Source organism: Micromonospora sp. NPDC049049 (genome assembly GCF_040649115.1).
Classification (GTDB): domain Bacteria; phylum Actinomycetota; class Actinomycetes; order Mycobacteriales; family Micromonosporaceae; genus Micromonospora.
Genome location: NZ_JBEZEX010000019.1, coordinates 18,436 through 41,337, shown reverse-complemented (window position 1 = coordinate 41,337; position 22,902 = coordinate 18,436). Strand labels below are relative to the sequence as shown.

Genomic DNA, 22,902 nt, shown 5'->3' with positions numbered 1-22,902 from the left:
GTGCCGAATCGGACGTTCCGGCTTGACGTGCCGGCGGTCCGGGGCGACGGTGGGGATGTGAGTGTCGCGGTGAGTTGTCCGAGATGCGGGGGCCCGGTACGGGCGCCGGATCTGATGAACACCGACTCGAGATGTGCGCGCTGCGGCCCGGTGCCGCCATTGCACGTGCCCGAGCACATCGGAGCGGACATCGTGGCGAGCGTGGTGGAACGGATCACCGCGACCGGCGATCCACCGGTGACACCGCTGTGGTGCCCGTGGCCGCTGCCGCCCGGTTGGACACTCACCGGCGTGGCGTACGCCGGGGACGACCGCACGGGTGTGCGGGCGACAGTGGTGGCGTGCGCGGGCCCCGCGCCCCTCGGTGGTGGTCCGGCCGATCTGGTCTTCGTGGCCGAGGAACCCGGTGTCGGCCTGGGCACCCGCCTCGCCGGTCTGACCGGGCCGGACCCGGGACCGGAGTTGGTGGACGCGTTGACCGACCCGGGGCCGGGTCACCCTGACCACGTCGGACAGGCGAAGATCAAGGTCGGTGGGCACCCCACTCCACTGTGGTTGGTGAATTCTCCAACGGATCGAAGCGCGTACGCCGGCGAAGCTCGGGGAATGTGGCTCCATGCGATAGCCTGGCCGGCGAGTGCGGGTCACCTGCTCGCGGAAGACGTCGTGCTACACGACCTGACCGAGTGGACTCCGCCCGAGCTCGTGTACGGCGCACCGTCCCCGTATCTACCCGGTAGAGCTTGACAACTCTTCCGGATTGACGGAGAACGGACGCAGATATTCACTGTACGACACCACACTGATACTCTGGGTGCCGCTGCGGTAATGGGACCCGGCGCCGCGCGAGAGGATGGCCCGCCATGGTCAAGAAGGTCCTCACCTGGGCCGGAATCGCATTCTTGATCTTCTTCGTCGCCTATCGACCAAACTCGGCGGCGGACGTGTTCAAGTCGCTCGGCGGCGGGATCATGGATATCGCCCAGGGGTTTGGCGACTTCTTCACCAGCCTCGTCGCCTAGCCGCCGATGGGCAGCCCCTCCGGTCCACCCTTCGACCCGGACGACCCCGACCGGGAACGTCGCGAGCGCGACACCGAGCCGATCCCGCGGATCGGGCCTGATGACGGCCCGGGCTACGGGGCCGGCCCCGGCCTGTCCGACGGTCCGTCCCTTTCGGACGACGTCGGCTATGGCGACGGGCCCGGCTACGCCGGCCAGGGTCGTTCCGGTCGGGGGTGGATCCGAGATCCGGAGGCCAGCTACCAGCCGCCGCAGATCTCCGAGGACGAGCTGGCCGGGTTGCGTGCCGACGCGACCGGCTCGACCCCTCGGCGGGTGCTGCCGCTGGAAGACGAGCCCAGTTCGCTGGTGGCTCGCTACCTCTTCCCCACCGAGCGCTACCGGGGCGAGTGGAAGCGACACTGGATCCACCTCAGCAACCCGCTGTTGATCGGCGTCGCGGCGACCTTCGTGCTCGGCTATCTCTCCGGCTTTCTCGCCGGTCAGGACGTCGGCGCGTTGACCACCATCGCCGTGCTGCTGTGGTTCGCGGTGATGGGCTGGGTGGCGTGGAAGGTCGCCGACTGGTGGTATGACCGGTTCATCCTGACCAACAAGCGGGTCATGGTGGTCAACGGGATCGTCACCCGCAAGGTGGCGATGATGCCGCTGGTCCGGGTCACCGACATGAAGTACGAGCAGACCCCGACCGGTCGAGCGCTCAACTACGGCACCTTCGTGCTGGAGTCCGCCGGCCAGGAGCAGGCGCTTCGCGAGGTCAAGAACCTGCCCAACCCGAACGAGCTCTACCTGCGCGTCGTCGAGGAGATGTACGAGCCGCAGGCCGTCGAGGCGCGGCTCGGCAAGGAGGCCGACGAGGCCAAGGCCGACGACGGGGCGTGAAGGTTTTCGACCGAACATCGGAGCAAGTGCGCACCTTTCGTCATGGACCAGACCGCCCCTGACGTGGCACTCTGCCAGGACGGCAGGGGTGTGGAGGTGGGCGGTGGCGAGCAAGGACTCGTTGGAGGAGCAGTTCCGCGAGTTCGTCGCGGCCCGCTCTGCCGCGCTCCTGCGCACCGCCTATCTGCTCACCGGCGACTGGGCCACGGCCGAGGACCTGCTCCAGACGGCGCTGACCAAGACCTACCTGGCGTGGAAGCGGCTCGGCGGGATCGAGGCCGTCGAGCCGTACGCCCGGCGTGTGATGGTCAACACGTCGACCAGTTGGTGGCGGCGGCGCTGGCACGGCGAACGCCCTACCGAGGTGCTGCCCGAGCGGGCCGGTGTCGACGAGATCGAGCAGCAACTTGACCGGGATCTGCTCTGGCGGCATCTCCGGGAGTTGCCCAACCGGCAGCGGGCAGTGCTGGTGCTGCGCTACTACGAGGACATGTCGGAGGCGCAGACCGCCGCGATGCTGGACATTTCACCGGGCACGGTGAAGAGCCAGGCGTCCCGGGCGCTCGCCACGTTGCGTCGGCGACTGGGCGCGGACGCACCGGAGCTGGCAGCCGCCGCCGGCATCGCCGGCCGGACTGGCGCTGCCGACAGTGCTGCGGGCGCGATCGGCGCCGGCGGCCGGACGGCGGGCTCGGGTTCCCGGACCGGGCGGGTCCCGGCCACCGGTGCCGCTGCCTCACCCCGTCCCGGACGGGCGGCTGGCCGACCCGTGCCCCGCCCCACCGCTCCGCGCCCTGCCGTGCCGCGCGGGATCGATCCGCAGGTGGTCCTGCCCACCGCCCCGGCGGCCGTGCCCGTCGGCACGGGCTCCGGGGAACAGCAGTGAGTCAGTTCCCCGGCCGACGCGACAACCTGACGGACGGCCCGCAGCGTTCCTACCAGGTGCGGCCTGACGAGTTGGAAGGTGCGGTGCGGGAGACCCTCTCGCACCAGGTCGCCCTTGCCCGCCCGCTGAGCGTCGACCCGGCCGGCCAGGCCATCCGTCGCGCGAACCGGATCCGGCGTCGACGCACCGCCGCCGGCCTCGCCCTCGCGGCGGCCACCACCGTGCTGCTCAGCGCCGGCATGGCCCAGCTCGGTGCCGAGACCAGGCGGGACAGCTCACCCATCGTCGTGATCGGCGACCCCGACCCGACCAGTCGACCGTTCCCGACGGCCAGCATTCCCGGCCCCGACCCCTCGCCCACGGCGTCGACCTCGCTCATCGCCAGCGAGACGCTGGTCAGCGCCGACGGGCGGCGGCTGGTGTTGTCCGACGTCGGGCCGGCCGAACGCGTCCAGCCGCTGCCCAGCGGAGGCGGTTGGCTGGTGGTGGGCGCGCCGAGCACCGCCGGGCGCTTTCTGTGGGTGGTGCAGGACGACGGCCTGGTACAGGTGCTGCTGGCCGGTGCCGGCGCGATCGTCCTGGCCCCGGACAGCCGCCAGGTCGCCTGGCGCGACGGAGGCGATCTCCTGACGGCGGGTGTGGTCGGCACCCAACTCATCGGGTCGGTGCGCACCCCGATGCCGGCGGCGGCGGAGCCCGTCCGGTTCGTCGGTGACAGCGTGCTGGTCCGCCTCGACCCGGCCAGCGCCGGTCACACACTCTGGCGGCCCGGTGCGGGGCCGCTGCCCGACGCCCTCGACCGGAAGAGCCTCAACGTCTACGGGCAGCTGCCCGACGGGCGGCTCGTCGGGCAGGTCAGCACGGCCGATCCGGACCGGACCTGCCTTGCCATCCTCACCCCGACACGTCACCTGGACCCGGTACGCACGGGCTGCGGTCCGGACCTGAGCCAGGACGGCGTCGGCGGGGTCTCGCCGGACGGGCGGTGGCTGCTGGTCAACGAGGACAGCGGCTCGGCCGGTCGGTCCCTGCTGGTCGACCTACAGCGGCTCGGGCCGGGTGCGACAGCCGTCGCGGCCGGGCCGCCGATGACCGGGGCGATCGTCTGGAGCGACGAGGCCCAGGCCTCCTACCTCGACGGCGACGGCGAGCTGGTCCGGGTCGACGTCGGCCAGGTGCGGGCGGGAAAGCCCGCCGGCCCCGCTGCGGTGCCCGGCGTGCCGGCCGGAGAGCGGCCGATCCTGGTGCAGGGCTTCTGACCCCAGGTGGCCCATGTGAGCCGGGCTCACCGTTTCCTCGGTAACGTCGGGCGGTGACCTCGTGTACCGGCCCCGCTTCCCGGATCGACCTGCACGCCCATTCGACGGCCAGCGACGGCACGCTGACCCCGGCCGAGCTGGTCGGCGCGGCCTCCGACGCCGGGCTGGACGTGCTGGCGATCACCGACCACGACACCACGGCGGGCTGGGCGCCGGCAGTGGCCGCGCTGCCACCCGGTCTGCGCCTGATCCGGGGTGCGGAGTTGTCGTGTCGCTGGTCCGGTCCGCAGCCCGCGGTGCCGCTGCACCTGCTCGCGTACCTGTTCGATCCGGGTCACGCGGAGCTGGTGGCCGAGCTGGCGCGGGTCCGGGCCGCCCGGGAAGAGCGTGGCGAACGGATCGTCGGCCTCCTGCGGGCCGACGGCATCGACGTGAACTGGCCGGACATCCTGGTCGGCGCGGGTGGCGGCACAGTGGGACGTCCGCACATCGCGCAGGCACTCATCCGCGCGGGCCTGGTCGGCAGCGTCCGGGAGGCGTTCGGCCCGGACTGGCTGGGCGAGCGGTACCGACTGCCCAAGGAGGACATCGACGTGTTCCGGGCCGTTCGGCTGGTCCGGGCGGCCGGAGGCGTGCCGGTCTTCGCCCACCCGCGAGCCACCCGACGCGGCCGGGTCGTGCCCGACGAGCTGATCGCCGAGCTGGCCGCCGCCGGGCTCGCCGGGCTCGAAGCCGACCACGAGGACCACAGCCCGGCCGAGCGGGAACACGTGCGGGCGCTCGCCGCCGAGCTGGGTCTGTTCGTCACCGGCTCCTCGGATTTTCACGGCACCCACAAGACCGTCCAACTCGGCGCGTTCAGCACCAGCGTCGAGGCGTACGAGCGGATCGTCGCCGAGGGGGTGACCGAGGTCGCTTCGGGCTGATCCGGGTATTTCGCCCATCGCGACGCGGCTAGGTTGATCACGTGGATCTGAAGCTGTTCGGCGAGGTTTTCGTGACTCTGCTGGTGATCACCGACCCGCCGGGCATGATGCCGATCTTCCTGGCGCTGACCGGCCCCCTGCCCGCCCGCGACCGCAACCGGGCAGCCTGGCAGGCCGTCGCGTTGGCGCTCGGCGTCATCGTGATCTTCGCGGTGGCGGGGCAGACCCTGCTCGACTACCTGCACGTGGACCTGCCGGCGTTGCAGGCAGCCGGTGGGCTGCTGCTCGTGCTCGTCGCCCTTGAGCTGCTGACCGGCAAGGCCGACGACCCGAGCCAGCAGGTCACCTCCAACATCGCCCTGGTGCCGCTGGGCACGCCGTTGCTGGCCGGCCCGGGTGCCATCGTGGCCACCATGCTCTTCGTCCAGCAGGCCGACGGGCTGGGAGAGTTCAGCGCCATCGCCGTGGCGATCCTCGCCGTGATGGTCGCCGTCTGGATCGTCCTGCGCTTCTCCGGCGGCATCGTGAAGATCCTCCGGCCGGGCGGGATCGAGGTGCTGACCCGGATCGCCGGCCTGCTGCTGGCCGCGATCGCCGTGCAGCTCATCGCCGACGCGGTGGCCGCCTTCGTCACGCAGTACGTGAACATGGCCTGACGGCACACGCGCGATGTCGGAGATGGATGGCAGGATCTGAGACGTGCGACGATCCTCATCAGCGGGGCGGCCGGCCGCCGGCGGCCGGACCCCGCGGCAGCGCGCCGGCGACGCCGAGCAGCTCGGCTTCGAGGGCATGCCCGAGCGGCTGTTCGTCTGCACCCCGAGCAAGCTGGGCGCGTACGCGGACTGCCCGCGTCGTTACCGCTACTCCTACGTCGACCGGCCCGCCCCACCCAAGGGCCCGCCGTGGGCGCACAACTCGCTCGGCGCCAGCGTGCACACCGCCCTGAAGAACTGGTATGCGCTGCCCGCCGACCGAAGGCGTCCCGAGGCGCTGGCCACACTGCTCAAGGGCACCTGGGTCCGCGAGGGCTACCGCGACGACGAGCAGGAACGGGCCGCCTACCGGCGGGCGTTGGGGTGGCTGGAGTCGTACGTCGAGACGCTGGAGCCGGATTCCGACCCGCTCGGCGTGGAGCGGGTGGTGGCGGTCAAGACCGCGGTGCTGGCGTTCAACGGTCGTACCGACCGGATCGACTCGCGGCCCGGCCCGGACGGGCCGGAGCTGGTCATCGTGGACTACAAGACCGGCCGCACCGGGCTGGACACGGACGACGCCAGGGGCTCGCAGGCGCTCGCGCTCTACGCGTACGCCGCCGAGCGGGTGTTTCGTCGGCCGTGCCGCAGGGTGGAGCTGCACCACCTGCCGACCGGCACGGTCGCCGGCCACGACCACACAGTCGAGTCGCTGGCCCGACAACTGACCCGCGCGGAAGAGACGGCCCGCGACATCATGGCCGCCGAGCGGGCGGTCGCCGACGGCGCCGACGCGGACGAGGCTTTCCCGGTGGCACCCGGCCCGCGCTGTGGCTGGTGCGACTTCCGGCGGCACTGCCCGACGGGCGCTCAGGTCCCGGGCAAGGAGCCGTGGGCGGCAGTGGACCGGCCGGCCGACGGCTGATCTCCTGCCGCCGAGGGTCGGGTCAGCCGGCCAGCGAGGCGGCAGCGTGCCGCGCGGCCCGCTCCTTGGCCGCCTGAATCAACGGCCCCTCCAGGTAGCGACGGGGGACGGCGGCGAACGCGAGCCGCAGCGCGCGCACGGTCAGGTCCGCCGACAGCGCGGTGGTCGGTAGACCGGGACCTCCGTACATCCGGCGTGCCCACGCCGGCAGCAGCGCGAACGCGGTGCTGGCGATCCCCAGGTACGCCCAGCGTGGCGGGCCCAACGTGAGCCCCAACCGGACCGGCAGGCTGAGCTTCCACGGCAGCGGCGGGGCGGTGAGGAACACCGCCGTCTCGGCGGCCTCCCGGGTCATCCGCAACTGTGGCCGTACGGCCTCGTAGTAGTCAGCGACCTCGGCGGCGGTCCCCGGGACGGTGGCCGGGTCCAGGCCGACCAGGGCTGCGGCGCGGCGCTGCTCGGTGTAGTAGCCGTCCACCTCGTCGTCGCTCAGCGGCAGCCCGGCGCGTCGGGCCGTGCTCAGGAACGACTCGACCTCGGTCACGTGCACCCAGCGCAGCAGGTCCGGTTCGTCGATCCTGAACTGTTCACCGGTGAGCGTGTCGGTGGCCCGCAGGCGGTCGTGCAGGCGGCGCAGCCGGGCCCCGGCGGCCTCCGCCTCGGCGGTGGTCCCGTAGACGGTGGTCGCCACGTAGGTGGCGGTGCGGAGAAGTCGACCCCAGGCGTCGGTGCGGTAGTTGCTGTTCTGCGCGACCCCGGCCATGGCCCGGGGGTGCAACGCCTGGAGGTAGAGCGAGCGCAGGCCGGCGACGATCAGGATCGGCTCCTCGTGCACCTTCCACGTGACCGAACCCGGACCGAAAAGGCCGAGGTCATCGGAGTCCACCGCACAAGAGTGCCACGATCGGGCCGACCTCGCCGGTCACGTGCCTCCGGTGCAGATGCTCAGACGTCGGCGGAGCGGCGGGCCCGGCAGCCCGGGCAGAGGCCCCAGAAGGTCACTTCGGCCTCGTCGACCTCGAACCCGTGCGCGCTGCTCGGCTCCAGGCACGGTGCGCTGCCCACCGCGCAGTCGATGTCGGCGATCTCGCCGCAGCCTCGGCAGACCACGTGGTGGTGGTTGTCGCCCACCCGCGCCTCATAGCGGGCGGGACTGCCCGCCGGCTCGATCCGGCGGGACAGCCCGGCCCGGGACAGCGCGCCCAGTACGTCGTAGACCGCCTGGGTGGAGACCGAGTCGAGGCGTTCGCGCACCCGCCGGGTGATCTCGTCGACCTCCAGGTGGCCGCCGTCGGCCAGCACGTCGAGCACCGCGAGGCGGGGGCGCGTGACACGCAGACCCCTCGACCGCAGCAGCTCCTCGGCACCGGACATTGGCCAATGACAACACGCTCGACCCGCATCGACAACCGTCGCCCGCTCCGGGTGGCCACCGACACAGCCAGGCAAGATCGGGAGTACGGCCCCAGCGAATGAACCCGATCGACGTGGCGCGCGTGTCATCCGTCGAGAGCCTGGGGACGATCGGCGGACCATAGGCTGAACACCCCTGACCATGATCCACCTGGAGGGTTCGATGTTCGAGGAGATCCTGGGTCTACCGGTGCACGTCCTGGTAATCCACGCGGTCGTCGTGTTCGTACCGCTGCTGGCGGTGCTGGCCATCGCGTACGTGGGGCTACCGCGGTGGCGGCACCGGCTGGACTGGGCCCTGGGCCTCCTCGCCGTGGCCGCGCCGGTGACCGCCTACGTCGCGGTCAAGTCGGGTGAGGCACTCACCGACGCGCTGGTGGCGCGGGGCTTCCAGGGGCCGATCCTCGATCAGATCTTCGAGCACAGCCGCTACGGGGACATCCTGTTACGCGTCGTGGTGCCGCTTGGGATCGTGGCCATCCTGCTGCTCGTGGCGACGAGTGGGCACCCCCGGGTGCCGCAGCTACCCGCGCTGGTCATCCCCGTGCTGGCGGTAGCGGCAGTGGGGCTTTCCATCGCCGCCCTGATCTACGTCTACCTGACCGGCCACTCCGGCGCCGAGACGGTGTGGGGCACCACCCTCTGAGCCGCTGGCCGGCGCTGCCGCCCGGGGGTGGGCATCAGAAGATGAGCCGCGAGCAGAGCAGACAGAGCAGTACCAGCAGCACCACGCCGGCCGCCGCCCCGAAGCCGTAGGTGACCCGCTGCGATCGCTGCTCGGCCGCGTCCAGGTCGGCCATGTCCTGCGGTGGCAGCCGTCGCGGCGGTGCCGGCTGCAGGTGTACGGGTGGACGCCAACCCGCCGGCGGCGGCACGCTCGGCGGCGGGCCGGCGTACCCGCCGGCCGCGCCAGCCGTCGGCGCCGGCGCGATCGGTGCGGGCGGCGGGCCCGCGTTTCCGCTGACAGGGCCTCCCGTCGGTGCCGATGCGGGCGGCGGGCCCGCGTTCCCGCTGGCAGGGTGGCCCGTCGATGCTGGGCTGGCCTGCTCGTTCTGCTGTGGGTGGGTGGGCCCGGCCGGTGGTGTGGGCGCGGGCGCGGCGGGAGGTTGGTCGGCCACCGCGTCGTCACCGGTGTCGGGCCGTCGCCAGTAGTCGTCCGGGTCGCTGCCACCGCTGGGGGTCGTCACGCCGTCCGACGCTACCAACGCCACCGGCGGCCCGGTCGCTTCTGGCCGGCGCGCCCACTGTCGGCGGTCCGGCCGGCTCCGGCCGGCGTGCCCACCGCCGATGGCCCGGTCCACCGCCGTCGGCTGCGCTAGTCTTGCCGCTCGTGAGCACCGAGGACCCTGGCACGCACGGCGCACCGCGAGACGATGACCGCGCCGTCGACCTGAGCGAAGACTTCGTGGTGCTGCCCGAGCAGACCACCGACGACACCGACCGTGGTTGGGGCGAGCGGTCGGGCGGCAACGACGACTGGCTGCTCGCCGAACGCCCCCCGCACTGGGAATGACCCCCGCAGGCTCGGCCAGACCTGACGACCTCGATCCGCCAGCCGACCTGCAGTGGGCGGTGGCTGGTGCTCGACCGGGGGTGGGTGCCTGTCCTGCTGCGCCCGACCGACCGACCTGGGTCGGCCTACCGGGTCGGGTCGTCCGCCACCGATGGCGCGTCGGAGGGCACGGCGGTCGGAGGGCATCCGGTCGGGGTGTGCAGGACCGCGGCGGCCAGGCCGAGCAGCGCGGCGACCAGACCGGCCCGGAGCAGGGTGCGCACGCCGGGCAGAGTGAGCTGGCGCAGCGGGCGCAACGCCCGCGCGGAATCCGGATCGACCATCGCCTCTGCCGCCTCCCGTCCCCGAGCGCCGCAGTGGCACCCATGCAGGGGAGGCTAGGCAGTTCCCGCCGCCTCGGCCGACCCACGGCAGCCGCCTGTGGACAACTGCCCGGCCTGTGGAAAACGCGCATCCCTCGGCGCGATTTGCTATGAGAGCCGCTTGATCGACTCGGGATCAGGGAAAGCGGGCGGTCTGAGCGACGGGGACAGGCCGACTTCCTGGAACCCGAGTCGATCGAGGCCCGACCCGTGGTGGGGTCGGGCCTTCGGCGATCAGGACGCGGAGCTGGCCGTCGCGGCCTTGCCGCCGCCCGATGCACCCGAGGACGAGCCGGAAGACGACCCCGAGGAGGACGACGACCCCGAGGACCCCGACCCCGAGGACGAGGACGAGGACCCCGAAGAGGACGACGAGCTGTCAGCGGAGGACGACTCGGACTTCGCCGGCTTGGTGGTCGTGCCGCCGGCGGTCGTCTCGGAACCGGACGCCCGGGAGTCGGTGCGGTAGAAGCCCGAACCCTTGAAGACGATGCCGACCGAGTTGAAGACCTTGCGCAGCCGCCCCTGACACGCCGGGCACTCGGTCAGCGGCTCGTCAGAGAAGGACTGCACCGCCTCGAGCTGCTCACCGCACGTGGTGCAGGCGTACTGGTACGTGGGCACGTTCTCCTCCGGATCTGGGCTCAGCCAGTTGGCACTCGACGTATTCGAGTGCCAATGGTGCGTCATTCGCCCCGGGTTCGTCCAGCAGACGTGTGGGGCGCGACACCGTGCGCCGCACCCGGGCCGCCGTCAAGCGTACGCACCCCGTCGGCGGGAGTGACGACCGCGCGCACCCGACGGTCGTGGGGCTCCGCCGGCAGCGCCTCGACCAGCTCACCGTCGTGCAGCGGCACCACCGTCAGGGCCGCCGCGGGGACCCGGGCGAGGGCGCGGTCGTACGACCCGCCACCGCGCCCGAGCCGCCGACCGTGGTGGTCGACCGCGAGAGCCGGAACGACCACGAGTTCCGCGTGTGCCACGGCGGCCACCCCGAGACGGGCACCGACCGGTTCTCGGATACCCCGTCCCGCAGCGATCACGGCATCGGGCCCGGTATACGCCGCCCAGTCCAGATCCAGGTCACCGAGGAGCACCGGCAGCAGCAACTCGGCGTCCGCCGGCAGCGCCGCCCGCAGCACCTCGGGCAGGTCGGGCCCGCCCGGTTCGGAGCCGACCGGCACGTACGCCGTCATCCGGTGTGGGCGCAGTCGGCGTACCAGGGCGACCAGCTCGGCCTGCACGCGCCCGGCGGCGGCTGCCCGGGTCGCGGCGGGCAGCGACCGGCGGCGGGCGAGCAGCTCGACGCGGGTGTCCCGCTTCGCCACTCGGGTCACTTCCGCTTCATCAGAAAATTCCGGCACGCAACACTCCTGACGCAACGCCTCTCCCACGGTTGCACTGTGTCAGCATCGCAAGCAACGGAGGCGGAACTTCCGGGGGGACGAGTGACGCTACGCGGGCGGTTGACGGCAGCCTTCCTCGTGGTGGTGCTCGGGCCCGTCCTGCTCGGCGCGCTCTTCGTCGCCTCCACAGTCGCGGCGGTGGACCGCAGCCGCTCCACCGAGCGCCTGGCGGTGGCTGCCTCCGCGGTTCGCACCTCGGTCGACGCGCTCTGCCAGCAGCTACGCGCCACCGCCGACGCGGTGGCGCTCACCGCCGACCCCGCCGTCGCCGCCGCGCAACTGGTCGGTCGGGGTCTGGCCGCCGCGGTGCTGGTCAGCGACGTGGCCGGCCAGGTCACCTACCTGTCGCCCGGTGCTCCGTCGACCCCGTGGCAGGACTGCGGCGGCTCGGCCGAGGGCACGAACGGGGGCTCGAACCCCGGCTCGGCGGGCCCGGTCCGTGCGTTGGCCGCCCAGGTCGACCTGCACGATCGCGCCGGCACCCGGCTGGGCACTGTGACCGCCGCGCAACTGGTCGACCCGGCCTTCGTGGCCCGGCTGGCGGCGGTGACCGGGGTGGCGGTCACCCTCCTCGACAGTGGGGCGAGCGCCGCTCGGGTCACCCACACGACCGAGTCCGGTGACGTCCGCGACGCGGTGCTGGCCGCCGCCGTCGGCGTACGGGGCGAGCAGGTCACCGAGACCAACGAGGGCCGGTACGTGCGCAGGCTCGGGCCCTCTGCCACGCAGCCGCTGCCACTGGTGCTCTCCGTGCCCAGTGAAAGGCCACCGGGGTTGCACGCCACGCTGCTCGGGGTGGTCGTGCTGGCCGGGCTGCTCGCGGTGCTGGCCGCTTGGCGGCTGGCCCGGGTGACCACCCGGCCGCTGGCGGAGCTGGCCGGTGCCGTCGACCGGGTGGCCCAGGGCGATCTGACCGCCCGGGTGCCGGTGCGCAGTCGTGACGAGTTGGGTCGGCTGGCCGCCGCGTTCAACCGGATGACCCGGGAGACCGGCTCCTACGTCGCGGCGTTGACCAGCAACCGGGACCAGCTGCGCGGGCACCTCGCGGTGCTCGGCGACACGCTGGCCAGCACACACGACCTGCAACGCATCCTGCGGGTGATCCTGCGCAGTGCCATCGGGGCCACGGGCGCGCGCGCCGGTGCCGTGCTGCTGGTGGAGACCGGCGGGGTGCTCGTCGCCCAGTGCACGGAGGGGTTGGACGGGCGCTGGCCGGCGGAGGAGGCGGACGGGTCGCAGACGCTCCGGGTGCCGGTCGGCGTCGGCGTGGTCGGTGAGGTCGCCGCCACCGGGGAACCGCAACGGGGCAGGGCGGAGCAGACCGAGACGCCAACGGGTGAGCCACGCTGTCGTACCTACGTCGCGGTTCCGTTCGCCGCCCCGCCCGGCGGTGCCACGGCCACCCTCGGCGGATCCTCGGGGCCGGTCGACGAGGCGGGCGCGGCGGCCGCCCTCGGCGTGCTGGCCCTCTATGACCGGCTGGGCGCCGACGAGTTCGACGACGACGACCTGGCCACCCTGCGCACCTTCGCCGGCCACGCGGCCGTGGCGGTGGACAACGTCCGGGTGCACGAGGAGGCGCAGCGGCTCTCCCTCACCGACCCGCTCACCGGGCTGTGGAACTACCGCTACCTGCGCGAGTCGATCCGGCGGGAGGTGGAACGGGCCAGCCGCTTCGGGCGGATGCTCAGCGTCCTCGCGTTGGACCTGGACCGGTTCAAGGACGTCAACGACACCTACGGGCACGCCGCGGGGGACACCGTCCTGGCCGAGTTCGCCCGCCGGGTGCGCGGGGAGATCCGGGAGGTCGACCTGGCCTTCCGCCAGGGTGGTGAGGAGTTCGTGCTGCTGCTGCCGGAGACCGACGCCCGGGGCGCGGCGATCGTTGCCGAGCGGCTCGGCGCGGCGGTGCGCGACACGCCCATCGCCGTCGAGGCGTACGCCGGGCCGGTCCTGGTGACCGTGTCGGTGGGCATCGCCGTCTTCCCGGACCACGGCAGCACCGGGCGGGAGGTGCTGGAGGCCGCCGACGACGCCCTCTATGCGGCCAAGGCGGCGGGCCGTGACACGTACCGGGTCGCCGAGGTTCGCTCGGATCTGCCGACCCGGGAAATTCCCGTGCTCGCGTGCGCGGTGAGCCCTACCGACGGGCTGCCGCGCGCCGGCCAGCCGGTGCAGGCCAGCCGGGAGCCGGGCGGGCCCGCCCGGTCCGACCCGGCGGTGGGCGTACCGGAATCATCGCTGGCGGGCCCGGCGCAGGCCCGGCCGGATTCGGTCGACGACACGCCGGACGTCGCGACGGACGCGGCGCGGGCCGGCCCGGACGCGGCGCGGCCGGGGCCGGGTGGCGGCGCGTCTTCTGGGCCACACCCGCCGCGGCAGAGCCGTGGCCGATAGTCTCGCGGCATGTCGGAGCACTCAGCGAACCCCTCATCGACGGTCGCCGCAAACGGCCGTCCCCTGGCGGTCAAGGCCGTCATCCCGGCCGCCGGACTGGCCACCCGGTTCCTGCCGGCCACCAAGGCGGTGCCCAAGGAACTGCTGCCGGTGGTGGATCGGCCGGTGTTGCAGTACATCGTCGAGGAGGCCACGCAGGCTGGCATCGGTGACGTGTTGCTGATCACCGGTCGGGGTAAGACGTCGATGGTGGACCACTTCGACCGTCGCCCGGACCTGGAGACCAGGTTGGAGGAGAAGGGCGACTCCGAGCGGCTGGCCGCCGTACGTCGGCCCAGCGAGCTGGCCGAGATCTACACCGTGCGGCAGCCCGAGCAGCTCGGGCTCGGCCACGCCATCGGGTACGCCGAGTCGCACGTCGGTGACGACGCCTTCGCGGTGCTGCTCGGCGACGAGTTCGTCAAGCCATCGGAGCCGCTGCTGCCGGCGATGCTGGAGTTGCAGGCCCGCACCGGCGGTGTGGTGCTCGCCTTCTTCGAGGTCGACCCGTCCGAGACCAAGCGGTACGGGATCGCCTCCGTCGAGCCGGCCGAGTCGGAGCTGACCGACATCGGCGAGGTCGTCAAGGTGACCGGGATGGTGGAGAAGCCGCAGCCGGAGGACGCCCCGAGCAACCTGGCGGTGCTCGGCCGCTACGTGTTGCCGGGCAAGATCTTCGACGCGATCCGGCGGACCAAGCCGGGCAGCGGCGGCGAGATCCAGCTGACCGACGCGATGGAGCTGCTGCGTACCGAGGGCACCCCGGTGCACGCGATCGTCTACCGGGGCACCCGCTACGACACCGGCATGCCGCTGGGATACCTCCAGACGGTGGTGCAGATCGCCGCCGAGCGCGAGGACCTGGGCGCCGAGTTCCGGTCCTGGCTGGCCGACTTCGTCAAGGCCGACGCGGCAGGCGGATCTGGTACATGACAGCGACGGCCGACGCCGAGGCGGCCGCGAACGAGTTGACGCCGCTCGCCGACTACCTGGGCAGCGTGCTGCGCAGGTTGCGCGCGCTGCCGCCACTCGACCTCGACCTCACCCAGGCGCACGGCAACGTCCTCGCCGAGGACGTCGTCGCGCCGCACGCCTTCCCGGCCTTCGACCAGGCGGCCGTGGACGGCTACGCCGCGCGCTGGGAGGACATCTCCGGAGGGGGGAGGGGGCCGAGCTACGTCCCGGCCCCCTCCGGCACGCCCGGCGGCCGCACCATCCGGCTCAACGTGGTCGGCGATCTCGGCGCCGCGAGCTGGCGGCCGGTCCGGCTCACCCCCGGCTCGTGCTTCTCGGTGGCCGCCGGGGCACCGCTGCCGGTCGCCGCTGACGTCGTGGTCCCGGTGGAGTGGACCGACCAGGGCATGGCCGCGGTGGAGATCTTCCGCACCCCCAAACGGGGGTACGGGGTACGCCGAGCGGGTGAGGAGCTGCCCGCCGGCACCCTGCTCGCTCGGGCCGGCACCTACGTGTCCCCGGCCCTGGTCGCCGTCTTCGCGGCGACCGGCATCGGGCACGTGGTGGTCCGGCCCAGTCCACGGGTGGTCATCGTGGCCACCGGTGACGAACTCGTCGACGTCGGCCGGGGCAGTCAGCCCGGTCAGGTGGTGGACGCGAACTCGCACGCGCTGACCGCCGCGGCAGCCGAGGTGGGCGCGCTGGCGTACCGGGTGGGAATCTGCGACGACGACCCGGAGGGGCTGCGCGGGCTGCTGGAGGACCAGACGCTGCGTGCCGACCTGATCATCACGACCGGGGGCACCGGCACCGGCCCCGGAGACATGGTGCGTCGGATCCTCTCCCGCCGTGAGGGCGGTCGCGCCGGGCCGGTCACCTTCACCGACGTCGCGCTCTACCCCGGCACCGCGCTCGGGTTCGGCACTGTCGGTGCCGAGGAGGTGCCGGTGGTCTGCCTGCCCGGCGACCCGGGTGCCGCGTTGATCGGCTTCGAGGTGCTGGCCCGCCCCGCCATCCAACTGCTCGCCGGTGCCGAACCGGTGTTCCGACCCAGTGTGCGGGCACACCTGCTGGAGACCGTGTCGTCGCCGACCGGGCTCCGCGAGTTCCGGCCGGCGCACGTCGCCGAGCGACGCGGCGGCGGGTACACGGTCCAACCGCTCAGCGGCGGACCGTTCACCCTCTCCGGGTTGGCCGAGGCCAACGGGCTGCTGGTGCTCGGCGAGCGGGTCACCACGGCCGCGGCCGGCTCCACCGTGGACGTCCTGCTGCTGGACCGCCGCCGGTGACGCGTCCCGGCCGGCCCGCTCGCGGCCCGCGTCGGGTGATCGTCGGATCTGTGCGGTGAACGCGGTGAGGCCACTTGTGCGCGACACGGTCCCGCGCGGGAGACTGTCCAGGTGAGTCTCTTCGGTCCCGCGCGGGCACCGGGCTGGCCGGTGGAACTGGCCGACGGCCCAGTGCTGCTGCGGCCGTACCGGCGCTCCGACGCGGCGGCGTGGTCGGAGGTGCGGCGGGCCAACCGGGCCTGGCTGGCACCCTGGGAGTCGTCACTGCCCGGCGGCTGGGACGAGATGAACTCGCCGGCCGCGTTCCGCTGGGTGCACCGTGACCAGCGGCGCTCGGCCCGCGAGGGTGAGGGCATGCCGTTCGCGGTCTGCCTGCGTGAGGCCGACCGGGACCGGCTGGTCGGGCACATCAACGTGGGCAGCATCGTGCGGCGGGCGCTCTGCTCCGGCTACGTCGGCTACTGGGTGGACGCCCGGGCCGCCGGCCAGGGTGTGATCCCGACTGCGCTGGCGCTCGCCGTGGACCACGCGTTCGGCCCAGGTGGGCTGCACCGGGTGGAGGTGAACATCCGTCCGGAGAACCGGCCGTCCCGGCGGGTGGTGGAGAAGTTGGGCTTCCGCGAGGAGTCGTACCACGTGCGCTACATGCACATCGACGGCGCCTGGCGGGACCACATCGGGTACGCGATGACGAGTGAGGAGATCGCCGCCGAGGGTGGCCTGCTGGCCCGCTGGCACCGGGTTCGCGCCAACGCGCGGTAGGAGGATTTCCCGACATCGGCCCACTCGTCCCACGGACGGGATCGGCGCGGCGCGGTGGCAACCCGGTCGGTGCGCCGTAACCTCAAGTAACTGCAAGCTGCGGCAAGCGCTCCCCGGCCGGACGATCCACGCGCCCAGGCGTGATCCATGGAAGATCCTGCGGTCGGGTGGCGGTTGCTTCGAATTCGGTGACGGGAGGGGTGAGGGTGCCGACCTCGGTGCTCCTCGCCGTCCTCGCCGCCGCCGGCCTGCTCGCCCTGGCCCCGGCGTTGGTTCGCCGGTACGACGCCACCGAGCGGCTGGTGGCGGAGCGGGCGCAGTCGACGGCGCGGGTGCTCCAGCGCCGCCGACGGCGCCGCACTGTGCCGGGACGGCGACCCGTCCATCCTCCGCGCTCACTGATAGTCACCCTCAGTGAAGATGCGACTACCGGCGTGTTGGGCGCGCCGGTCTCCGCGCCGCCGGCCGTCCGCCGCTCCGGTCGACTGCGCGCCGTGCCCGCCGCACCGAAGCGGTCCCGTCGCCGCCCGCCGCCGCGCCGGCAGCACACCCCCGCCGTCTACCGGCGTCGCCGTGTGCTCGCCGCCCTGCTGCTCCTCAACGTCGTCGAGTTGATCGGTGTGCTGTTCGTCAGCCCCGGCTTCTGGGTCGGCTTCGGGGTCACCTTCCTCCTCCTGGCCCTCTACGTCGTGCACCTGCGGGGTCAGGCCCTGGCCGGGCGTCGCCGCCGCCGCGCCCGAGCCCGGGAGGCCGCCTGGTTGGCTGCCCGGCAGGCCGAGGTGCGCCGGGAGCAGGCCCGTAGGGCAGCGGCCCGCCGGGAGGCGCAGCGCCGCCTCGCCGCCCAGCGCGAAGGGGTACGCCGCGCCGCCATGGGCCTGGACCGGCCGGGAGACCTGCCGGCGGCGGTCAACGGTGGATCGGTCTCGTACCGGCGGTCGGGCGGCCTGCGTGGCCGCCCCTACGAGGCCGGCCGAGGCGCCTGACGGCCGGTCCCGGCCGTGCCTCGGTCCCGGCCGTGCCCGGCTGGCTTGATCGACTCGGGTTCCTGGACGTCGGGTGGTTGCGGCGTCCGGGATGCCCCGATTTCCAGGAACCCGAGTCGATCTTTGGGCGGGTCGGAGCGCCGGGCCGGGGGCGGATTCGCGGTGGGGCCGAGCAACCTGTTAGCCTTGCTCCCGGCCCGCCCGGTGTAAGCCGGGTGGGACCGAAGCCGGTTCGCCGGCGGGGGGCTGTGGCGCAGACTGGTAGCGCACCTCGTTCGCATCGAGGGGGTCAGGGGTTCAAATCCCCTCAGCTCCACCCCAGTTCAAAGGCCGTTTCCGCAAGTCGGAGACGGCCTTTTGCGATCTTCGGGGTGCGTGACCGACCCAACGCCAGGTCGTGACGACCCGGGGTTGAACCACCTAGGCGAAGCGTTCGGTCGTCACCGGTATCAGGCCGTGCTGGCGCAAGACGTTCGTCAGCTCGGACAGGGTCGAGCCGAGCGCCGCGGTGGCGTCGGTCCTCAGCAGCGCGGTCACGTCGAGAGACCAGGCGAGGGAGTGGCCGACGCGGCGCAGATCCCAGGTGAACCGGTCACCGTGCTCGTCGAGACGACCACTCGCGGCGGACGCGACAGTGCCGCCCGCCGGTGTCCGCCAGGCCGTCCGGAGGCTCGCCACCTGCTCGGCGCGGAGATCCTTGGCGAAGAGGACGCGGTACACCCGCCGCTCGTGGAAGCCGGCCGGTGGCTGCGCCGGGCCGAGCCGCAGCGGCGGGGCGGTGGCGATCGGTTGATGGTCGAGGAAGTGCCTGCGAAGCACCGCCTCGGCCGGCAGTTGCCCGCCACCGAGCGCGCGGTTGACGTCCTCGGCCTCACGGCGGGAGGTGGGGAGCACCCGTGTCAGCACCTCGGGGTCGGTACGCATGGCGCGGCTCAGCGCGGCGGAACTCCACCAGCCGGCCTCCGGTGTCCAGGCGGCGCTGTCCAGCCCCGTCGTGGTGAAGTCGTGGTGGCGGGTGAACTCCTCGACGACGATCCCGTCCACAGTGGTGACCGGGCCGCTGTCGTCGGGTCGAGGTAGGACCAGGTAGTAGTCCAGGGGCGGTCCCGCGTCGGGCACCAGCACGGGTACGGCCCGCAACGGCTCGGTGTTCATCAGCGCAACCGTAGCGAAGTGGAACGGTTAGCATCCGGACCTCTACGTGAGGAGCCCAGATGACTTCGGTGGCCCAGACCCGGTTCGGCATCATCGGCAGCGGCTGGCGAGGTGAGTTCTTCCTACGCCTGGCCCGGCTGCTCCCCGACAGTTTCCGGGTGACCGGGGTGGTGACGCGGACCGAATCACGGGGAGCCGCCGTGACGGCCGGCTGGGGCGTGTCGACCTTCCGCACGACAGCCGAGATGCTCGCCCACGAGCGGCCGGACTTCGTCATCGTGTCGGTGCCGTGGCCGGTGACGCCCGAGGCGACCCGGGAGCTGGTCGCGGCCGGCGTACCGGTGCTCGCCGAGACGCCGCCCGCCCACGACCTGGCGGGTCTGCGCTCGCTCTGGGCCGACGTCGGAGGCAGTGGCCTGGTGCAGGTCGCCGAGCAGTACCTCCTGATGCCCGGGCACGCGGCGCGGCTGGCGTTGGTCCGCTCCGGGGTGCTCGGTGAGCCGACCTCGGTCCAGATCTCCTCGACCCACCTGTACCACGCGGTGTCACTGATCCGGGGCCTGCTCGGCGTCGGTCACGAGAGCGCCGAGGTGAGCGCGCGCGCCTTCGTCGCGCCGCTGGCCAACCCGCTCTCGCCGGCCGGCTGGAGCGGCGACGACACCCCGCAGCAGCTCTCCACCACCCTCGCGACCATCGACTTCGGCGGGCGGATGGGGTTGTACGACTTCACCGACAACCAGTGGTGGAACCCGCTGCGCACCCGCCGGTTGGTGGTCCGGGGCTCGCGCGGTGAGTTGGTGGACGACCGGGTGGTCCGCCTGATCGACCCGAGCACGCCGGTGGAGTCGTTCCTGACCCGGCGGCAGACCGGTCTCGACCTCAACCTGGAAGGGCTCGACCTCAAGCACATCAGCTTCGACGGCGACGTCGTCTACCGCAACCCGTTCGTCGGCAGCGGGATGTCCGACGACGACATCGCGGTGGCCGACATCGTCGCCCGTGCCGGGGCGTGGGCGCGGGAGGAGGGCCCGGCTCCGTACCCGCTTGCCGAAGCCTGCCAGGACCACCTGATCAGCCTCGCCGTCGAGGAGTCGGTACGCACCGGCCGCCCGGTCGTCACCGCCACCGAGGCATGGGGGCGGTAACTCCGGCGGTTTCGCTGTTGTCTCTTGGCTGACAGTGCGCAACCGTGCAGCCAGCTCACCTGTGAAGCCAGGTATCAATCAGATGCCTGGGAGTACCCGGGCCCCACACGGGGAGCAAGGATGAACCGAAGCACTCGACGCCGGATGCTCGCAGCCACCGCGACCGGTCTGCTGGCCACCTCTCTCGGGGTCGCCGTCTCCGCTACGGCGACCGCCGCGCCCAGCGGGGCGACCCCCCGCACCTGCAAGATCAGCACGCTGCCGTACCCGACCGACACCTATCGGGCCGACGCGAACGCGGTCGACCCGACGGGGCGCTACGTCGCGGGCACCGCGCTGCGGGTCGGTGAGACCGACAACCAGTACCTGCTGCTGTTCTGGGACGGGCAGCGGGTCACCGAACTGGAGTCGAAGAGCACGGACACCCCCGTCGACATCAACGCCGACGGCGTCGTGATCGGCAACGGATCGGCGGAGAGCGGCTACGGGCAGCCGTGGAGGTACCGCAACGGCAAGCTCGAGCAGTTGCCGGTGCTGCCGTCCACCGGCATCTTCGTCAGCGCCATCAACGATGCCGGCGACATCGTCGGCTACGGCTCGGACATCGTCCCCGGGCAACTGGTCGCGCTGCGCTGGCCGGCCGCCCGTCCGGGCACTGTGGAGGTGCTCGACGCCCCGGTCGACGCGCAGGCGGGTGGGATCACCGACAACGGGACGATCGTCGGTAGCGCCGGACCCTTCGGAGACTGGAACAGCTGGGTCCGCCGACCGAACGGAAGGATCGACGCGCTCACGTTCCCCGGTGCCGAGTGGAGCACGGCCGGCGCGGCGGCGGGCCGCTGGGCGATCGGTCAGGCCTGGCTGAACGGCACCACCTCGGCCAGGGTGCGGTGGGACCTTCGGAACGGCTCGCACACGTTGCTCGACCAGGAAATGCCGGCACTGACCGACGTCAACGCCAAGGGCGTCGTGGTGGGTGGTGACCGCGTTGCCAGGGGCTCCACCTCCCGGGTCCTGCCGGGCGGCGGCACCGGGGCGGTCGTCGGTGCGCGGTCCATCTCCGACTCGGGCACCATCGTCGGGTTCCGGAACGTCCTGGCCGACCGGGTGACCCCGGTGCGCTGGACGGGCTGCTGACCCGCCGAATCACCCACCGCGTGGGGCCGGCCCGGACGGGTCGGCCCCACGTCGTGTCAGCGCGTCACGGCTTCCAGGAACCGGCGGTCTGGAACTGGTCGTGGTACTCCAGCGCGCCGGAGGTGTCGTGCACGTCGAACACCACGCTGCCGGTGCTTCTGGTGCCGGCGGTCAGGTCGTCCACGGCCGGCATCGGTTTGCCACAGCCGGAGAAGGCTCCACCGATCGCTGTGGTCTTGGTGCCGTCGGCGGCGACCCACTGGAAGTAGAGCGGGTTCGTCGACGCGGTGCCCTTGGTGACAGCCACCGTCACGTCGGCGATCACGTACATGCCCTCGCCGGGCTTCAGTCCGTGGGACTTGCAGGGTTTGGTGGCGCTGCTGAACTTCGTCACGGTGATCTCGACGGTGCCGGCCTCGCGGTTGACGACCAGGGTGTCGCCCGGCGACATCCCGCGGGTGTCGCCGCTCGTCGGCGGGGTCGGCGGGGTGGCCTGTGCCTCGCTCACCGTGGTCGAGGTGCCCTTGGTGCCGATGACGACCGCCACGATGCCGCCGGCGCAGGTGAGCAGGGTGAGTACGGCCGCGGTGACCGCGACGACCACGACGGACTTCTTGGCGCGGTCCGTCAGCGCCGGTGGTGGTGCGATGATCGGGTAGCCGGAGCCGCCGGGTGCCCGATATCCGCCGCCATCGCCCGTGTTCCCGCCCGCCGCCGGGTACGCAGCCCCCGAGAACGGCGGCTGCGGTGTCGCCGCGAACGAGCGGGTCGGCGGCTGCGGGTTCGGCTGTCGGGGGTCGTGCGGCGTGACGCGAGGCTGGGGGTGGGTCACCGTACTCCTTGACGCTTCGGTACGTGCGGTGCGGGAACTCTTCGACGTTACCGTGGGTGGCGGAGCGTCCAATCGCCACGCCGGAGGGCTTCCCACCGCAAGGATGCAAAACCCATCTGGCCAGCGTGGACGGTGTTCAACTGGTCACCCATAGCCAATGTGGATCGGTATTCCATTCATCGCTATGAGTAACCGGGCAAGGTCAACGTGCCGGAAGCACGGCGGCGGTGCGGACCAGCCCGTCGGCGATCACGAATCGGCCGCTGATCGATGCCGGTGGGTCGTCGACCCCCGCCGCGTCCACCCGGGCCGGTGCGATCCGGGCAGTGAACGTGCCGGCATCCGGATCGATGTCGAGTTGGGCGTCGTGGAAGTCCAACCAGCCGCGGACGACCGGATGCCACACCTTGTAGACGGTCTCCTTCGCGCTGAACAGCACGATCGGCCAGTAGGTGCCGCTGGGCAGCCGGGCGCAGATGGCCTCCTCCTCGGGCAGCAGCACGAGTCGGCGTACTCCCGGATTGACCTCGCGGTGCTGCTCGGCGTCCATCCCGACGGACCGGACGTCGGTGGTGTGCGCCGCCGCAGCGGCGCAGTAGCCGGCGGTGTGGGTGATGCTGCCGACGATCCCGGCCGGCCAGACCGGCGCGCGGTCGGCGGCGGCCGGCACGGCGGTCGACGGCAGGCCGAGGTCGCGCAGTGCCCTGCGGGCGCAAATCCTGCCCGCGGCAAAGTCCCGCCGACGGGTCTGCACCGCCCGCTCGCCAAGGCATGCCTGCTCAGCGGGGAGCAACTCGCCCGTCCAGTCCTCCGGCCCGGCGACGGCGACGGCGACCGTCGATGGCAGCAGGTCACGCATTCCGGTGACCTACTGGTCGGTAGGAATGACGCATCAAATTAACCGTCAAATTTCCGACTCC

26 protein-coding genes, 1 tRNA gene and 1 pseudogene are annotated in these 22,902 nt (G+C 72.5%); 19 read left to right on the top strand and 9 right to left on the bottom strand.

Annotation, left to right across the window (positions count from 1 at the left end; genetic code table 11):
• The 8 genes from AB0B68_RS20065 (at position 1) to AB0B68_RS20030 (ending at position 6,595) form a co-directional block, all read left to right on the top strand.
• Positions 1-747, top strand: coding sequence for a DUF6758 family protein (locus AB0B68_RS20065; protein WP_357195460.1), 747 nt, complete (start codon positions 1-3; stop codon positions 745-747).
• A gap of 116 nt (positions 748-863) precedes the next feature.
• Positions 864-1,022: a hypothetical protein gene (locus tag AB0B68_RS20060; protein WP_007455302.1), complete on the top strand. Its 159-nt coding sequence runs from the start codon at positions 864-866 to the stop codon at positions 1,020-1,022.
• A 6-nt stretch (positions 1,023-1,028) separates the two neighbouring features.
• Positions 1,029-1,904 carry a PH domain-containing protein gene (locus tag AB0B68_RS20055; RefSeq protein ID WP_357195457.1) on the top strand — a complete coding sequence of 292 codons (876 nt, stop codon included), beginning with the start codon at positions 1,029-1,031 and terminating at the stop codon, positions 1,902-1,904.
• A 103-nt stretch (positions 1,905-2,007) separates the two neighbouring features.
• On the top strand, positions 2,008-2,790 hold the full coding sequence (locus AB0B68_RS20050; RefSeq protein ID WP_357224458.1) for a SigE family RNA polymerase sigma factor: 783 nt from the start codon (positions 2,008-2,010) through the stop codon (positions 2,788-2,790).
• Positions 2,787-4,049, top strand: a complete 1,263-nt coding sequence (locus tag AB0B68_RS20045) for a hypothetical protein (protein ID WP_357261682.1) — start codon at positions 2,787-2,789, stop codon at positions 4,047-4,049. The genes AB0B68_RS20050 and AB0B68_RS20045 overlap by 4 nt, the downstream gene beginning before the upstream one ends.
• 53 nt (positions 4,050-4,102) lie before the next feature.
• A complete protein-coding gene (locus AB0B68_RS20040) occupies positions 4,103-4,975 on the top strand; it encodes a PHP domain-containing protein (RefSeq protein WP_357195448.1) in 873 nt (290 codons plus the stop codon).
• A 41-nt stretch (positions 4,976-5,016) separates the two neighbouring features.
• Positions 5,017-5,631 (top strand): MarC family protein, encoded by a 615-nt coding sequence (locus AB0B68_RS20035; RefSeq protein WP_091394729.1) that lies wholly within the window; start codon positions 5,017-5,019, stop codon positions 5,629-5,631.
• 43 nt (positions 5,632-5,674) lie between these two features.
• Entirely contained in the window at positions 5,675-6,595 is a 921-nt protein-coding gene (locus AB0B68_RS20030) for a PD-(D/E)XK nuclease family protein (protein ID WP_357195445.1), read from the top strand.
• A 22-nt stretch (positions 6,596-6,617) separates the two neighbouring features.
• Here AB0B68_RS20030 and AB0B68_RS20025 read toward each other — a convergent pair whose 3' ends face one another.
• Together AB0B68_RS20025 and AB0B68_RS20020 are read right to left on the bottom strand one after the other, a co-directional pair.
• The gene (locus AB0B68_RS20025) at positions 6,618-7,481 is read right to left on the bottom strand and encodes an oxygenase MpaB family protein (RefSeq protein WP_357195442.1); all 864 of its coding nucleotides are present in this window, start codon (positions 7,479-7,481) and stop codon (positions 6,618-6,620) included.
• Positions 7,482-7,540: 59 nt separating this feature from the next.
• Complete coding sequence (locus tag AB0B68_RS20020; protein ID WP_357195440.1) at positions 7,541-7,969, bottom strand: Fur family transcriptional regulator; 429 nt, start codon at positions 7,967-7,969, stop codon at positions 7,541-7,543.
• Positions 7,970-8,171: 202 nt separating this feature from the next.
• Here AB0B68_RS20020 and AB0B68_RS20015 point away from each other — a divergent pair, with 202 nt between their 5' ends.
• Positions 8,172-8,654: a DUF2231 domain-containing protein gene (locus AB0B68_RS20015; protein ID WP_357195558.1), complete on the top strand. Its 483-nt coding sequence runs from the start codon at positions 8,172-8,174 to the stop codon at positions 8,652-8,654.
• A 34-nt stretch (positions 8,655-8,688) separates the two neighbouring features.
• Here the strand turns inward: AB0B68_RS20015 and AB0B68_RS20010 are convergent, their stop codons facing one another.
• A complete protein-coding gene (locus AB0B68_RS20010; protein WP_357261678.1) occupies positions 8,689-9,195 on the bottom strand; it encodes a hypothetical protein in 507 nt (168 codons plus the stop codon).
• A 143-nt stretch (positions 9,196-9,338) separates the two neighbouring features.
• On the opposite strand from AB0B68_RS20010, the gene AB0B68_RS20005 reads away from it, so the two are divergent.
• Complete coding sequence (locus AB0B68_RS20005) at positions 9,339-9,521, top strand: hypothetical protein (protein WP_355005124.1); 183 nt, start codon at positions 9,339-9,341, stop codon at positions 9,519-9,521.
• 125 nt (positions 9,522-9,646) lie between these two features.
• On the opposite strand, the gene AB0B68_RS20000 is transcribed toward AB0B68_RS20005, so the two are convergent.
• Positions 9,647-9,844 (bottom strand): hypothetical protein, encoded by a 198-nt coding sequence (locus AB0B68_RS20000; RefSeq protein ID WP_357261675.1) that lies wholly within the window; start codon positions 9,842-9,844, stop codon positions 9,647-9,649.
• 160 nt (positions 9,845-10,004) lie between these two features.
• On the opposite strand from AB0B68_RS20000, the gene AB0B68_RS19995 reads away from it, so the two are divergent.
• Positions 10,005-10,352 (top strand): hypothetical protein, encoded by a 348-nt coding sequence (locus AB0B68_RS19995; RefSeq protein WP_357261803.1) that lies wholly within the window; start codon positions 10,005-10,007, stop codon positions 10,350-10,352.
• 14 nt (positions 10,353-10,366) lie between these two features.
• Here the strand turns inward: AB0B68_RS19995 and AB0B68_RS19990 are convergent.
• Positions 10,367-10,573: pseudogene (locus tag AB0B68_RS19990) on the bottom strand (FmdB family zinc ribbon protein); the annotation flags it as partial.
• Positions 10,570-11,247, bottom strand: a complete 678-nt coding sequence (locus AB0B68_RS19985; RefSeq protein ID WP_357261672.1) for a 5-formyltetrahydrofolate cyclo-ligase — start codon at positions 11,245-11,247, stop codon at positions 10,570-10,572. The pseudogene AB0B68_RS19990 and the gene AB0B68_RS19985, both read right to left, overlap by 4 nt.
• Positions 11,248-11,331: 84 nt before the next feature.
• Here AB0B68_RS19985 and AB0B68_RS19980 point away from each other — a divergent pair, with 84 nt between their 5' ends.
• The 6 genes from AB0B68_RS19980 (at position 11,332) to AB0B68_RS19955 (ending at position 18,029) form a co-directional block, all read left to right on the top strand.
• On the top strand, positions 11,332-13,686 hold the full coding sequence (locus tag AB0B68_RS19980) for a diguanylate cyclase (RefSeq protein WP_357261669.1): 2,355 nt from the start codon (positions 11,332-11,334) through the stop codon (positions 13,684-13,686).
• Positions 13,687-13,695: 9 nt separating this feature from the next.
• A complete protein-coding gene (locus tag AB0B68_RS19975) occupies positions 13,696-14,658 on the top strand; it encodes a UTP--glucose-1-phosphate uridylyltransferase (RefSeq protein ID WP_355005128.1) in 963 nt (320 codons plus the stop codon).
• Positions 14,655-15,968: a gephyrin-like molybdotransferase Glp gene (gene glp / locus AB0B68_RS19970; protein ID WP_091394702.1), complete on the top strand. Its 1,314-nt coding sequence runs from the start codon at positions 14,655-14,657 to the stop codon at positions 15,966-15,968. Before AB0B68_RS19975 ends, glp begins: the two co-directional genes overlap by 4 nt.
• Before the next feature lie 111 nt (positions 15,969-16,079).
• Complete coding sequence (locus AB0B68_RS19965; protein ID WP_357195419.1) at positions 16,080-16,730, top strand: GNAT family protein; 651 nt, start codon at positions 16,080-16,082, stop codon at positions 16,728-16,730.
• A 200-nt stretch (positions 16,731-16,930) separates the two neighbouring features.
• Entirely contained in the window at positions 16,931-17,713 is a 783-nt protein-coding gene (locus tag AB0B68_RS19960; protein ID WP_357195416.1) for a hypothetical protein, read from the top strand.
• Between the two features lie 242 nt (positions 17,714-17,955).
• Positions 17,956-18,029: transfer RNA gene (locus AB0B68_RS19955), tRNA-Ala, on the top strand.
• A 104-nt stretch (positions 18,030-18,133) separates the two neighbouring features.
• Here the strand turns inward: AB0B68_RS19955 and AB0B68_RS19950 are convergent.
• Positions 18,134-18,868, bottom strand: coding sequence for a hypothetical protein (locus tag AB0B68_RS19950; protein ID WP_357207522.1), 735 nt, complete (start codon positions 18,866-18,868; stop codon positions 18,134-18,136).
• Positions 18,869-18,927: 59 nt separating this feature from the next.
• On the opposite strand from AB0B68_RS19950, the gene AB0B68_RS19945 reads away from it, so the two are divergent.
• Both AB0B68_RS19945 and AB0B68_RS19940 read left to right on the top strand, forming a co-directional pair.
• Complete coding sequence (locus tag AB0B68_RS19945) at positions 18,928-20,013, top strand: Gfo/Idh/MocA family oxidoreductase (protein WP_357207525.1); 1,086 nt, start codon at positions 18,928-18,930, stop codon at positions 20,011-20,013.
• Between the two features lie 120 nt (positions 20,014-20,133).
• A complete protein-coding gene (locus tag AB0B68_RS19940) occupies positions 20,134-21,150 on the top strand; it encodes a hypothetical protein (RefSeq protein WP_357207528.1) in 1,017 nt (338 codons plus the stop codon).
• A gap of 64 nt (positions 21,151-21,214) precedes the next feature.
• On the opposite strand, the gene AB0B68_RS19935 is transcribed toward AB0B68_RS19940, so the two are convergent.
• Together AB0B68_RS19935 and AB0B68_RS19930 are read right to left on the bottom strand one after the other, a co-directional pair.
• Complete coding sequence (locus AB0B68_RS19935) at positions 21,215-21,982, bottom strand: DUF4352 domain-containing protein (RefSeq protein WP_357207531.1); 768 nt, start codon at positions 21,980-21,982, stop codon at positions 21,215-21,217.
• A gap of 202 nt (positions 21,983-22,184) precedes the next feature.
• The gene (locus AB0B68_RS19930; protein WP_357261665.1) at positions 22,185-22,841 is read right to left on the bottom strand and encodes a 4'-phosphopantetheinyl transferase superfamily protein; all 657 of its coding nucleotides are present in this window, start codon (positions 22,839-22,841) and stop codon (positions 22,185-22,187) included.
• Positions 22,842-22,902: the final 61 nt, after the last annotated feature.

Bases quoted from the DNA above. Each gene is read 5' to 3' on its own strand.
- AB0B68_RS20060 (WP_007455302.1), top strand. From the start codon at position 864: ATGGTCAAGAAGGTCCTCACCTGGGCCGGAATCGCATTCTTGATCTTC.
- AB0B68_RS20055 (WP_357195457.1), top strand. From the start codon at position 1,029: ATGGGCAGCCCCTCCGGTCCACCCTTCGACCCGGACGACCCCGACCGG.
- AB0B68_RS20020 (WP_357195440.1), bottom strand. From the start codon at position 7,969: ATGTCCGGTGCCGAGGAGCTGCTGCGGTCGAGGGGTCTGCGTGTCACG.
- AB0B68_RS20015 (WP_357195558.1), top strand. From the start codon at position 8,172: ATGTTCGAGGAGATCCTGGGTCTACCGGTGCACGTCCTGGTAATCCAC.
- AB0B68_RS20000 (WP_357261675.1), bottom strand. From the start codon at position 9,844: ATGGTCGATCCGGATTCCGCGCGGGCGTTGCGCCCGCTGCGCCAGCTC.
- AB0B68_RS19975 (WP_355005128.1), top strand. From the start codon at position 13,696: ATGTCGGAGCACTCAGCGAACCCCTCATCGACGGTCGCCGCAAACGGC.
- glp (WP_091394702.1), top strand. From the start codon at position 14,655: ATGACAGCGACGGCCGACGCCGAGGCGGCCGCGAACGAGTTGACGCCG.
- AB0B68_RS19950 (WP_357207522.1), bottom strand. From the start codon at position 18,868: ATGAACACCGAGCCGTTGCGGGCCGTACCCGTGCTGGTGCCCGACGCG.
- AB0B68_RS19945 (WP_357207525.1), top strand. From the start codon at position 18,928: ATGACTTCGGTGGCCCAGACCCGGTTCGGCATCATCGGCAGCGGCTGG.
- AB0B68_RS19940 (WP_357207528.1), top strand. From the start codon at position 20,134: ATGAACCGAAGCACTCGACGCCGGATGCTCGCAGCCACCGCGACCGGT.
- AB0B68_RS19930 (WP_357261665.1), bottom strand. From the start codon at position 22,841: ATGCGTGACCTGCTGCCATCGACGGTCGCCGTCGCCGTCGCCGGGCCG.